The sequence below is a fragment of the Acinetobacter septicus genome, assembly GCF_019355975.1.
GTDB classification, from domain to species: Bacteria; Pseudomonadota; Gammaproteobacteria; order Pseudomonadales; family Moraxellaceae; genus Acinetobacter; species Acinetobacter ursingii.
In genome coordinates this window covers 2,291,209-2,302,872 of the sequence record NZ_CP079898.1, presented here as the reverse complement: position 1 = coordinate 2,302,872, position 11,664 = coordinate 2,291,209, and the positions used below count along the sequence as shown (strand labels likewise).

Sequence of the window (11,664 nt, the reverse complement as noted above, 5' to 3'; positions counted from 1 at the left end):
TTTTTTCAGTCTTTTAAAAAATATAGCGTTCTCTTTTTATTAAATTTTTACTTTATAAAAAAATTAATTCCTTGATTTTAAATAAAAATATAAATTAACAGACCTCACCAGCAAAGCTTGATCTTTTGATGAAATCGCTATAAAGGCTTACATAAGCACTGCACACCTGTTTAAAAAAACCCTTAGGCTGGATGTTAAGGCACAGCACTGATGCTGTTTTAAGTTTGATTTAATGACTTGCCTGCTTGATACAAAGATCAAGTCAATAACATGAAACATCATGAAAAATATGAGGGACAATACTCATGGCAACTATCAATGTACAAGATATTCAACAACATGCCGAAGTCGTCGGTTCAGATCATCAACATGTCGGTACAGTCGATCATTTAGATGGTCAGGACAAGATCAAATTGGCTAAAAATGATCAATCTGCAAATGGTCAGCATCATTATATTCCAACTCAATGGGTACAACAGATTCAGGGTAATCAGGTAGTACTCAATAAAACAGCAGATCAAGTGTTCCAACAGTGGCAATAACCCTAGATACAGGACGTTGAATAGAATAGGGAAATTCAAAAAACAGGCGCTTTACGCGCCTGTTTTTTTATGGATTAAGCATCAATATCAGCATTTAATGCATTTTCTTCAATAAACGCGCGACGTGGTTCAACATCATCACCCATTAAGCAACTAAACATACGATCAGCTTCAATCGCATCATCAATGGTTACTTGCAGCATATTTCGATTTTCAGGATCCATGGTCGTTTCCCAAAGCTGCTCAGCATTCATTTCACCCAAACCTTTATAACGCTGGATCATCATTCCACGGCGCGAATCCTGCAAGATTTGCTGCCAAACTTGATGGAAATTATTCACATTAATCTTGCGCTCACCTTTTTGCAAATACGCGCCTTCTTCCAATAAATGAAACCAGCTCTTGGAATTTTTCAGTAAACGCGCATATTCAGCCGAATTGAGCAAACCAGCATCTAAGAGATAGTGATGCGGCAAGTTATGCACATAAACCGTCACACGTGGCCAGCAATGAATCGACTTTTCACCTGTTGGAGTTTCACGCTCAAAACTCTCCAGACTAATTTCTGGGCGTAAACTTGGCTGTAATTTTTCAATGGTTGCACGTAACTGTTCAGACCATTGTTCCACATAAGGGCGATCCTGACTTTGATCTGCCTTAAACGGCTCAACCTCCAACAAAGCATCAAGCAAACTTGCAGGATAACGCTGAGTTAGACGCTGTAAGCTTTTTTGCGAAACTTGATAATCTTCGATGACTTTTGCCAGAGCTTCACCATTGATTGCAGGGGCATCGGCACTAATATGCAACTCTAGATCATCAATGGCATTGGATATTAAGAAGCTTTCCAGGGCCTCATTATCCTTGATATACAGCTCTTGTTTACCTTTTTTCAACTTATACAGCGGTGGTTGAGCGATATAAATATGACCGCGCTCGACCAACTCAGGCATTTGACGGAAGAAGAAGGTCAACAGTAAAGTTCGGATATGTGAACCATCGACATCCGCATCGGTCATGATGATGATTTTATGGTAACGCAATTTATCAGGGTTATATTCTTCACGCCCAATACCACAGCCGAGTGCGGTAATTAGGGTGCCAACTTCCTGACTGGAAATCATCTTGTCAAAACGCGCACGTTCCACGTTCAGAATTTTACCTTTCAGCGGTAAAATCGCCTGCATTTTACGGTTACGTCCTTGCTTGGCACTACCACCCGCAGAGTCACCCTCGACCAGATACAGTTCAGACAATGCTGGATCTTTTTCCTGACAATCGGCCAATTTACCTGGTAAACCTGCAATATCCAGCGCACTCTTACGGCGTGTCATTTCACGGGCTTTACGCGCCGCATCACGCGCACGCGCGGCATCGATAATCTTGCCTGCAATCGATTTGGCTGCCTGAGGATTTTCCAGCAAATAGGCTGAAAATTCTTTATTCATCGCCTGTTCAACCGCAGGTTTGACTTCACTCGACACCAATTTTTCTTTGGTTTGTGAAGAAAACTTCGGATCTGGCACTTTGACTGAAATAATCGCGGTTAAACCTTCACGCGCATCATCACCCGTAACGGCAATTTTTTCTTTTTTCAGTAAGCTTTCATTTTCCATGTAGCTGTTCAAGCCACGGGTCAATGCCGCACGGAAACCAGCCAAGTGCGTTCCACCATCTTTTTGCGGAATATTATTGGTAAAGCAGCGTACATTTTCCTGATAGCTATCATTCCACTGCAATGCCACTTCAACACCAATGCCGTTATCAGCATCTACGGTAAAGTGAAAGATGTCATTCAGATGAGTTTTGCCTTCGTTAATGTATTTTACAAACTCAGACAAACCACCTTCATAGTTATAAATGTGTTCCAGATTAATCCGTTCATCACGTAAAATAATCTTCACACCCGCATTTAAGAATGAAAGTTCACGCAAACGACGCGCCAAAATCTCCACATGAAAAATGGTTTGACTAAAAGTCAATTCACTTGGCCAGAAACGTACTGTCGTCCCTGTGCTATCCGTTTCGCCGACCACACGCAATTTGTATTGTGGATCACCATGATGATATTCCTGCTCATGGATTTGACCCGCACGATGAATCGTCAGTTGCAATTTGCTGGAGAGTGCGTTGACCACAGACACCCCCACACCATGCAGACCACCTGAAACCTTATAGCTGTTGTCATCAAACTTACCACCCGCATGTAGAATGGTCAGAATGACTTCCGCAGCAGATACACCCTCTTCTGGATGAATATCAGTTGGGATACCACGACCATTATCTGAAACACTGACCGATTCATCTTCATGAATCGTGACAATAATCTCATCACAATGCCCTGCCAAGGCTTCATCGATTGCATTATCGACCACCTCAAAAACCATGTGGTGCAAGCCTGTCCCATCATCTGTATCACCAATATACATGCCTGGACGCTTACGCACTGCATCCAAACCACGTAATACCTTGATACTAGAGGAATCATATGCCTTTTCGTTTGATTGTTCTGTTGGAGAGGCAGATTGAGACTCTGAACTCATGGTTTCTCCCTAGCAAATTATGGATCAATCCCCAGTGGGGAAAAAATCAAATGGGGACAGCCCGAACCTGACCATGTTCCACGTTGAACAATTGATAAGATACAGCCAGATCCTGTAGGTGATGTTGTACCGCTTGTTGATCTAAAGTGGTCATAAAAACCTGACTACCTAACTGGCTTAATCGTTCAATTAATCGCCGCTGTGCGGCATGGTCTAATTCTGCTGTCAAATCATCTAATAATACCACAGTTTCCTTATTACTCGCATGTAACATTGCAATCTGTGATAGTTTTAAAGCCATCATCAGGAGCTTTTTTTGCCCGCGTGATAGCACATCATCTGCATCGCCCAACGGCGTTTTTAAACGCAAATCGGCACGATGAGGACCATATTCGGTATATCGCCGTTCAACATCTTTGGCATGATATTGAATCAGATCATTGAACAATCCATGCTCTTGGTGAAAACCCGCCTGATAATCCAATTCAATACGCAGCTCAGGTAACAATTGCTGTAGATCCTGTTGCAAAAAAACCTGCCATTGCTCAATCATCAATGAGCGCTGGTTATGCAACATCTCGCCATAAACTGCCAGAAGTTTGTTCCATGGTTCCAACTCTGTCAGTGAAATCTGGCGAGAATGTTTCAGCAAGCTATTCCGTTGTTTCAGCGCTCTGGAATATTGCTGCCAAGTGGCATAAAACTCAGGTTCCACGTGAAACATGAGCCAATCCAACATTTGTCGGCGTGGTTTGGCACCATGATCCAAAATATCGGTACTTTGTGGGTCGATATGTTGTAAGGGCAACAGTTTGGCCAATTGTCCCTGCGTCGCCACAGGATCACCATTTACCTTAATCAATTGCTCGCCTGTAGCAAGTTTACGCATTCCCACTTTTTCAACGGCAGATTGAGCAAATACAATCGCGTCTTGTGCGCCATGCTGAATATAATGCTTGGGCGTATAAGTTCGAAAAGAACGTCCAGTCGAAAGTAGATGGATGGCTTCAAGCACTGAGGTTTTGCCCGAACCATTGGCGCCATAAAAAACATTAAACGGTTGCAACCCAGACAGTGCAACCGTTTTTAAATTGCGCACACGCTCGATATTTAAACGTGTTATATGCATAATCGGATCAGTTCTTTAGACACGCATTGGCATCACAACATAAGTTTGATCGGTATGTGTCGGATCCTGTACCAACACGGATTGATTGGCTTCAGTCATGGTCATACTGACATCATCACCATCCAACACATTCAATACATCCAGTAGATATTGCGCATTGAATGACATTTCCATTGAGGTATTTTGATATTGAATGGCCAAATCTTCAATCGCCTCATCCTGTTCAGGGTTATTGGCACGTAGCTGTAATACATCAGGATTGAAGTTTAAAAATACACCACGTAATTTTTCATTACTCAGAATCGCGACCCGTTGCAAAGACTGCTTAAACACATCATGCGCAATTTGAGCCAGTTTATCGCCACCACGTGGAATCACACGGCGATAATCTGGGAATTTACCATCAATCAACTTGGTGGTAAAACGAACAGTAATATCACCCTGTTCTTTATCACGACTTGGGGTGGTAATCGTCACATTGAGCAATTCTCGTCCAATCAATAACCGTAATTGCTCATCTTCGATACTCAGTAAACGCTGTAATTCGCCCACGGCTTTACGCGGTACAATAGCTTGAACCAGTTGCGTTGCATTGGATGAAGCCAAAACTTCACACAAAGCTAAACGATGACCATCGGTCGTCACTGCACGAAGTTGATTTTCATCAATTTCCAGTAAAGTTCCAGTCAGATAAAAACGCACATCCTGAACTGCCATCGCAAAGGCTGTTTTTTCAAACAAACGTTTAAGTTCACGCTGCGTGACCTGAACCTGTGTGCCCTGACTATTTTCAGTATTCAGCAAAGGATAATCTTCTGCAGGTAAGGTCCCTAGCACAAAACGACTATTGCCTGATTTTAAAATACAACGCTGGTCTTCTGTAATTTGCAGATCAATCAATGCCGCTGTAGGCAATGATTTGCAGATATCCATCAATTTACGTGCAGGCACGGTCGTTTCGCCAGATTGCCAACAAGCACCCTCAGCCAACGTCGTACTGGCTACCAGCTCTACTTCCAGATCAGAACCAGTAATGGTCAAAGCCTGATCAGTCGCCTGAATTTTAACGTTTGAAAGAATATTTAAGGTATGACGACGCTCCACCGCACCTACAACATGAGACAGCACATTGACTAAACTTTCTTTAGCGATTTTCAAACGCACAATTCATTCCTCTAACAACTGAAAGCCATTATTTCATTTTTTAGCAGTGTACTATGCGGGAGTTGATACGACTTTGCAACTGCCCTGATGCTTAACTTTGCAGTAAGCGCAACAAGTTTTTATAGTCTTCATTAAAGATCGGATCTTCATCTTTTAAACTTTGTACTTTTTCACAGGCATGCATGACCGTACTATGGTCACGCCCACCAAAAGCCATGCCAATTTCAGGAAAACTATCACCTGTAAGCTCACGTGCCAAGCCCATCGCCAATTGTCTTGGTCGCGCATAAATACGAGTACGTTTTGGCCCGATCAACTCTTTTAGTGGAATACGGAAATATTCACTGACCACGCGCTGAATATTTTCGACACTAATGGTTCGCGCGCGAATGGCTAGCACATCTTTTAATGATTCTCGAACCACATCTAAATCAATTTGCGATCCCTTAAAACGGGCAATCGCCACCACTTTGTTTAAAGCGCCTTCAAGTTCACGTACATTGGCCACCACTTGCTGGGCAATGAATAAAGCGCAATTACGCGGCAAATCAACGCCACTGTTTTCAGCTTTTTTCAGTAAAATTTCGATACGGGTTTCGATATCTGGTGGTTCAACACCCACAGAAAGTCCCCACGAAAAACGCGAAACCAAACGTGGATCAAGTTCCGTTAATTCTTTTGGATAGCGATCTGAAGTGAGAATAATTTGCTTGGATTCATCCAACAAGGCATTAAACGTATAAAAGAACTCAACCAGACTGGCTTCTTTACCTGCCAACAAATGAATATCATCAACTAACAATAAATCTAATGAACGGCAATTTTTCTTAAATTCTTCGACTTTGCCTTTTTGTAAAGAAGAGACAAAATCCTGAACAAAACTTTCGGCAGTCATATACATGACCCGCGCATTGGGCTTGGCTTGTAATAACGCATTGCCAACTGCTTGCATTAAGTGCGTTTTACCTAAACCTGTCGGTCCATATAAAAATAAGGGATTATGCTGCGAAGCTCCCAGTTGGGTTAAAACCTTGCGACAGGTTTCAGCCGCCATTTGGTTAGAACGACCTTCAACAAAAAGTGAAAAAGTAAATAAAGGATTGAGTAAGCGTTTTTTTGAATTTAAATTTTTAGCTGTGGCTGTCGATGCTACCTCAGCAACTTCTTTTTTTACTCGAGTCGGTGCTGCCACCGTATTTAAGGCAGCTGTAGTGGTTGCTGGCTGTTCCGTTGGGGATAAAATCGCGCCAGGACGTGAATCCACTAAAATATCCACCTGACGAACACGACCTTCTGATAACTGCTCCGCCAGAATAGAGATCAATTCCAGATGATGTTCCTGAATATAACGTGTCCAATATGGATTTGGCGCATATAAACGTAAGGTATCCTCCGCTTCCTCAGCAACCAGAGGGCGGATCCACATCGCAAAGACATTATCAGAGAGCTCTTGTCGCAAGCGATTTAAGCAGTCTGTCCACAGCATGTGATTCCCCTATCTCTTTTTAAATTCAAAAAATAAACTACCCTTCCAACAGAAAGGGTCGCCATTCTAACCAAGTTATCCACATCTGTCATGAACGAAACCATCATGTTTGTTCAAAAAGAATCCTTTCGCGCTTTAAATTTAAATTCAAAGCACTTGTGGATAAGTTTCACCATAAGCTGGGGATAGTTTTATAAGATGAGTTATCCACAATTTATAAGTTTTATAAAAACACAGTTATTCACAACTCAACAAACTGTTTTTTAAATTTAAATTATCACTTTCCACAGAAAAAACGCGCCCTAATAAGAATAAATTTAAATTTTAAAATTTGAATTTATTTAATAGTGGCTCACTCGCTGTGGATAATTTAGCGATTTATGAATTTAAATTCAAATGTGCAACGCAATGACCAAATCCATCCTAAGCTTGTTGATAAACATGAGAATAAGCTGTGGGTATATAAAAAACAAGAATAAATTTAATAGATTAGATTGTGTATAAAATTTGTAGGCTTATTTCTAGGGAAAGGCAGAATAAATCTAAGGGTTTTCAAAAAATACTGAATAAAATGTAAACTTTTTGATTTTTCATTGACAGTAGGGTCGTTGCACCATAAAATCGCGAACCTTTACAGAAAGATCATATTTTGGGAGTTTCGATATGAAACGTACTTTTCAGCCCTCTGAACTAAAACGTAAACGTGTTCATGGTTTCCGCGCTCGTATGGCAACTAAAGCTGGTCGTCAAGTATTGGCTCGCCGTCGTGCTAAAGGTCGTCATAGCCTAACTGTTTAATTTATTTAAATCGTTATTACTACACGATCGGGTGTTATGGCACTTTATAGCTTCGGTACAAATGTACGCTTACATTGTGCTGCTGATTTTAAAAGTGTGTTTGATGGTGCGCTTTTTAAAGTGCATCAACCCCATTTTTTATTTTTGGCAAAACCTTCTGAACAGCCTAAAAGCCGTTTAGGATTGGTTGTTGCCAAAAAAAAAGTGCGCCGTGCGCATGAAAGAAATCGAATAAAACGACTTGCACGTGAAAGCTTTCGTTTGCATCAACAACAATTAGCACTGATTGATATTGTGGTTATGCCTAAACTTGGCATTGAAACCGTATCTAATGCTGATCTGACTCAGCAACTTCAATTGGCTTGGCGTAAGTTAAATCGTCTTGTACACAAGCATCAAAACACCATCTCTCCCTCAATTGAAAAATAGAGATGACCAATGGTATCTATCCTGCATTGGTTGATTCGATTTTATCAAATTGCCTTGAGTCCTTTGCTCGGACCGCGTTGTCGCTATATACCCACCTGTTCGCAATATGCGCTGGAAGCTGTTCATCGCTATGGTGCAATCAAAGGTAGTTGGTTGGCGGTGAATCGTGTCTGTCGATGTCATCCTTGGGGAGGGAGTGGGTATGATCCTGTACCTGCTAAAGCAATTCGTTTTATTTCATTTCAGCAAATAGATTCTCAAAAGCCTCACGTTGCTGTACCCTTTCGTGAGCGTTTATTAAACCAAAATCACTTTAACCACTTGGGATAATTGATATGCAACAATGGGCCAGGTTTGCGATTCTCGGAGCCATGTTTGTCACCGCATATTTGCTTATCTTGGCTTGGCAAAAAGATTATGGTCATAGCACTACTTCTAATCAACCCGCGCCTGCCGCTGTGGTTGAATCTCAAGAAGTGTCTGCTGACCTGCCAAATAGCCAAGCTACTGCGACATCAACAGATGTGCCACAAGCAAATATTGCGACGCAACAAGTTACAGATGCGACAGCACCTGTGAATCAACAGCTTATTTCAGTACAAACTGACCTCTATCACCTTTGGATTAATCCTAAAGGTGGCGATATTGTGCGTATTGAATTACTCAATCATGATAAAGACAAAAACAGTGACCAGCCTTTTGTCATGCTGGAAAGCGATGCGAAACGGACCTATGTGGCACAATCTGGTTTAATTGGATTGAATGGCCCAGACAGTAGTCGCCAAGGTCGTCCACAGTATGAAGTTGAAAAAACAGCTTATACATTAGCGGATGCCAAGAATAGTCAAAACAAAGACGGTAAAGCTGAAAAAGTTCTGACGGTCCCGATGGTTTACAAAACGGCTGATGGTGTTGAAATTATCAAGCGTTTTACCTTTAAACAGGGCGATTATCCAGTTCAGGTGAGCTATCAGGTCGTGAACCGTAGCGCGCAAAACTGGCAAGGTCAAATGTTTGGGCAGATCAAGCGCGATAACTCTGAAGATCCGGGTAAATCTGATCAAGGTATCTTTACCTTAGGGACTTTTCTTGGGGGCGCATGGGGGACACCTGATGAGCATTACAACAAGCTAAAATTTGCTAATTTCTCTGATGAAAAACTAAATGTGGATGCCAAAGGCGGCTGGGTCGCGATGGTACAACACTATTTTGTCAGTGCATGGATTCCAGGTCATTTTGGTGATCAGGCTTATACGGCCAAGTTAGAGTCGCGTAAATCTGCCGATAATATGAATATCATTGGCTTCACTTCTCCGACCATCAATGTGCCTGCTGGCAAAACCATGACGGTCGATGCGACGTTCTATTCTGGGCCAAAAATCCAGTCTGAATTGAAAGATCTCGCGGTTGGTTTGAATCAAACCGTTGACTATGGTTGGTTGTGGCCAATTGCTAAACTGTTGTTCCTTGGTTTGCAATTTTTCCATAGCATCGTAGGAAACTGGGGCTGGTCAATTATTCTTTTGACGATTGTGGTGAAATTGATTCTGTGGCCTTTATCTTCAAAAAGCTACCGTTCAATGGCCAAGATGCGTGTGATTGCACCTGAAATGCAACGTATGAAAGAAGAGTTTGGCGAAGACCGTATGCGTTTCTCTCAGGAAATGATGGCGCTTTACAAACGTGAACAGGTCAATCCACTTTCAGGTTGTTTACCGCTATTGCTGCAAATGCCAATTTTCCTTGCCTTGTATTGGGTATTGATGGAAAGTGTGGAACTGCGTCATGCGCCGTGGATGCTTTGGATTCAGGATTTATCTGCAATGGATCCATGGTTTATCTTGCCGTTGTTGATGGGCGCAACCATGTTTATCCAGCAAATGCTAAACCCGCAACCTGCCGATCCAATGCAGGCCAAAGTGTTCCGCATTATGCCAATCATTTTCACGGTATTTATGTTGTTCTTCCCGTCAGGTCTGGTGTTGTACTGGATCGTGAACAACAGTATTACGATTCTTCAGCAATGGTTTATTAATAAAAACGTTGCGAAAAATCGCCCAGCTGCGCCAGAAGTAAGTTCTTAACTGACTTTCTGACTCATAAGAGCTGATAAAATCCGCTCAGGATGCTAATCTTGAGCGGATTTTTTATTTCTGTTTTTTTGCAATAGTTAGGTTATTGTTATGCTTGCACAAACCACCATCACTGCAATTGCTACCCCTCCTGGACGTGGTGGTGTGGGTGTGATTCGTCTTTCTGGCCCTAAAGCTTTTACGATCGCAGAGGCGTTGACGAAAAAAATACTTCCTGAACCGCGTATGGCGGGTTTTCGTCAGTTTTACGATGCGGCTGGTGAGGTGATGGATGAAGGTTTGGTTTTGTGTTTCCCTAATCCGCATTCATTTACGGGCGAAGATGTGGTGGAGTTACAAGGACATGGCGGCCCTGTCATTCAAAATGCGTTATTGGCACGTTTATTTGAATTAGGCGCCAAAGCCGCGAAAGCCGGTGAGTTTTCCATGCGTGCCTTTGAAAATGGAAAACTGGATCTGGTACAGGCAGAAGCGATTGCAGATTTGATTGATGCCACCTCGCAAGCGGCTGCACGTTCTGCTGTACGCTCATTACAGGGGGCTTTTTCCACTAAAATTAATACCGTTTTAGAAAAACTCATTCATTTACGCCTACATGTTGAAGCGGCGATTGATTTTCCAGAAGAAGAAATTGATTTTCTGGCGGATGGTAAAATTTTAGCTTTGCTGGATGAGGTAAAACAATCAGTACAGGCGGTACAGCAATCTGCACGACAAGGTCAGTTGTTGCGAGAAGGCTTACAAGTCGTGATTGCGGGTAAGCCTAATGCTGGCAAATCAAGCTTACTCAATGCTTTGGCAGGGAATGAGCGCGCGATTGTGACGGACATTGCAGGAACCACCCGTGATGTACTACATGAAAAAATTAGCTTAAATGGCTTGCCTATTACGTTAACAGATACTGCGGGATTACGTGAAACAGGTGATATTGTCGAAAAAGAAGGCATCCGCCGCGCGATTAAAGAAATTGAACAAGCTGATCTGTTGCTGTTGGTTTATGACTTAAGTCAAGGTGACGATCCTTTACAACTTGCTCAGGAGTATTTTAAAGATCATCTTGATCCGAAACGTTTGATCCTGATCGGAAACAAGTCTGATTTACTTGAACAAAGCGCAGTAAACGACCAATATCAGGGATTTCGTCATGTTAGGGTTTCGGCCAAGCAGGAAACTGGCGTAGACAGCCTCATAGAGACGATTACAGCGCATGCAGGCTTTCAGCCTGAGGAAGACACCTTTATTGCCAGAACACGTCATTTAGACGCAATGAAGCGCACACAGCACTATCTGGATGAGGCACGCGAACAGCTTGTGGTTTTCCATGCTGGTGAGTTGGTCGCTGAATCTTTACGTTTGGCGCAAAATGCACTGGGTGAAATTACAGGGGATTTTAGTGCGGATGATCTGCTCGGCAAGATTTTTGGTTCATTTTGTATTGGAAAGTAATCAAACAAAAATAAAAAAACACTCATGATCTTTC

The 11,664-nt window shown here is 42.3% G+C and carries 10 protein-coding genes; 6 read left to right on the top strand and 4 right to left on the bottom strand.

Features of this window, described 5'->3' with window-relative positions; translation table 11 throughout:
• Nucleotides 1-305 precede the first annotated feature (305 nt).
• Nucleotides 306-542 (top strand): DUF2171 domain-containing protein, encoded by a 237-nt coding sequence (locus I6L31_RS10990; RefSeq protein ID WP_004986196.1) that lies wholly within the window; start codon nucleotides 306-308, stop codon nucleotides 540-542.
• Between the two features lie 74 nt (nucleotides 543-616).
• On the opposite strand, the gene gyrB is transcribed toward I6L31_RS10990, so the two are convergent.
• From gyrB to dnaA, 4 genes are all read right to left on the bottom strand, one after another.
• Entirely contained in the window at nucleotides 617-3,085 is a 2,469-nt protein-coding gene (gyrB, locus tag I6L31_RS10985) for a DNA topoisomerase (ATP-hydrolyzing) subunit B (RefSeq protein WP_005005415.1), read from the bottom strand.
• Nucleotides 3,086-3,131: 46 nt separating this feature from the next.
• The gene (recF, locus tag I6L31_RS10980) at nucleotides 3,132-4,214 is read right to left on the bottom strand and encodes a DNA replication/repair protein RecF (protein ID WP_005005417.1); all 1,083 of its coding nucleotides are present in this window, start codon (nucleotides 4,212-4,214) and stop codon (nucleotides 3,132-3,134) included.
• Between the two features lie 15 nt (nucleotides 4,215-4,229).
• Nucleotides 4,230-5,378, bottom strand: a complete 1,149-nt coding sequence (gene dnaN, locus I6L31_RS10975; RefSeq protein ID WP_005005420.1) for a DNA polymerase III subunit beta — start codon at nucleotides 5,376-5,378, stop codon at nucleotides 4,230-4,232.
• 91 nt (nucleotides 5,379-5,469) lie between these two features.
• On the bottom strand, nucleotides 5,470-6,864 hold the full coding sequence (dnaA, locus tag I6L31_RS10970) for a chromosomal replication initiator protein DnaA (RefSeq protein WP_004986203.1): 1,395 nt from the start codon (nucleotides 6,862-6,864) through the stop codon (nucleotides 5,470-5,472).
• A 663-nt stretch (nucleotides 6,865-7,527) separates the two neighbouring features.
• On the opposite strand from dnaA, the gene rpmH reads away from it, so the two are divergent.
• From rpmH to mnmE, 5 genes are all read left to right on the top strand, one after another.
• On the top strand, nucleotides 7,528-7,662 hold the full coding sequence (rpmH, locus tag I6L31_RS10965) for a 50S ribosomal protein L34 (RefSeq protein WP_000831329.1): 135 nt from the start codon (nucleotides 7,528-7,530) through the stop codon (nucleotides 7,660-7,662).
• 36 nt (nucleotides 7,663-7,698) lie between these two features.
• The gene (rnpA, locus tag I6L31_RS10960) at nucleotides 7,699-8,091 is read left to right on the top strand and encodes a ribonuclease P protein component (RefSeq protein ID WP_005005423.1); all 393 of its coding nucleotides are present in this window, start codon (nucleotides 7,699-7,701) and stop codon (nucleotides 8,089-8,091) included.
• Between the two features lie 9 nt (nucleotides 8,092-8,100).
• Nucleotides 8,101-8,421 carry a membrane protein insertion efficiency factor YidD gene (yidD, locus tag I6L31_RS10955; protein WP_004986206.1) on the top strand — a complete coding sequence of 107 codons (321 nt, stop codon included), beginning with the start codon at nucleotides 8,101-8,103 and terminating at the stop codon, nucleotides 8,419-8,421.
• 5 nt (nucleotides 8,422-8,426) lie between these two features.
• Nucleotides 8,427-10,175, top strand: a complete 1,749-nt coding sequence (gene yidC, locus I6L31_RS10950) for a membrane protein insertase YidC (RefSeq protein ID WP_005005425.1) — start codon at nucleotides 8,427-8,429, stop codon at nucleotides 10,173-10,175.
• Nucleotides 10,176-10,274: 99 nt separating this feature from the next.
• Nucleotides 10,275-11,630, top strand: coding sequence for a tRNA uridine-5-carboxymethylaminomethyl(34) synthesis GTPase MnmE (gene mnmE, locus I6L31_RS10945; RefSeq protein WP_005005426.1), 1,356 nt, complete (start codon nucleotides 10,275-10,277; stop codon nucleotides 11,628-11,630).
• Nucleotides 11,631-11,664 lie beyond the last annotated feature (34 nt).

What these genes read in the sequence shown, in the direction of transcription:
- gyrB (WP_005005415.1), bottom strand. Translation starts at nt 3,085, where the DNA reads ATGAGTTCAGAGTCTCAATCTGCCTCTCCAACAGAACAATCAAACGAA.
- rnpA (WP_005005423.1), top strand. Translation starts at nt 7,699, where the DNA reads ATGGCACTTTATAGCTTCGGTACAAATGTACGCTTACATTGTGCTGCT.
- yidC (WP_005005425.1), top strand. Translation starts at nt 8,427, where the DNA reads ATGCAACAATGGGCCAGGTTTGCGATTCTCGGAGCCATGTTTGTCACC.
- dnaA (WP_004986203.1), bottom strand. Translation starts at nt 6,864, where the DNA reads ATGCTGTGGACAGACTGCTTAAATCGCTTGCGACAAGAGCTCTCTGAT.
- yidD (WP_004986206.1), top strand. Translation starts at nt 8,101, where the DNA reads ATGGTATCTATCCTGCATTGGTTGATTCGATTTTATCAAATTGCCTTG.
- mnmE (WP_005005426.1), top strand. Translation starts at nt 10,275, where the DNA reads ATGCTTGCACAAACCACCATCACTGCAATTGCTACCCCTCCTGGACGT.
- I6L31_RS10990 (WP_004986196.1), top strand. Translation starts at nt 306, where the DNA reads ATGGCAACTATCAATGTACAAGATATTCAACAACATGCCGAAGTCGTC.
- recF (WP_005005417.1), bottom strand. Translation starts at nt 4,214, where the DNA reads ATGCATATAACACGTTTAAATATCGAGCGTGTGCGCAATTTAAAAACG.
- rpmH (WP_000831329.1), top strand. Translation starts at nt 7,528, where the DNA reads ATGAAACGTACTTTTCAGCCCTCTGAACTAAAACGTAAACGTGTTCAT.